The 455-nt window shown below is 31.2% G+C and carries 1 protein-coding gene; it reads right to left on the reverse strand.

Annotated features, from left to right (window positions below):
- On the reverse strand, window positions 1-453 hold a 453-nt coding region (locus EAS64_RS48120; protein WP_281283405.1), incomplete at its 3' end, for an AzlC family ABC transporter permease.
- Between the last annotated feature and the right edge of the window lie 2 nt (window positions 454-455).

Genomic DNA, 455 nt, shown 5'->3' on the forward strand with positions numbered 1-455 from the left:
TCCAAACATGACTAACTGGAGCAATAAAACCAAAGTTTTATCACTAATAAGTTGCAAATAAAAGTAGCCAATAAACATTGCGATAACTGCGAATCCCAAACCTAATTTTTCTGGATTTGCTAGTAAATTCCCTAATAGAGCTCCAATAGCACTGGCTAATGCCCAAACTAAATAGGCTAGTAAATTTGATGCATTAAACCAAGAAAAATTCAGTTTACCCTCAGTATAATTTTGTTTATTCATTCCTAAAGCAAAACTTTCATCGGTCAATAATGTCCCAAGTAAAATATTTTTCATTAAACTTTCATTTTTAAAATATGAAGCCGTCGTCATGCTCATTAAAATAATTCGTGAATTAACTAAAAATACACTTAATACTATTGACATAATAGGACTATGAGTTGCTAGCATACTAACCATGATAAATTGTGCTGAACCAGCGTAAACAATCAATG

This window comes from Trebonia kvetii (genome assembly GCF_007827045.1).
Classification (GTDB): Bacteria; Actinomycetota; Actinomycetes; order Streptosporangiales; family Streptosporangiaceae; genus Trebonia; species Trebonia kvetii.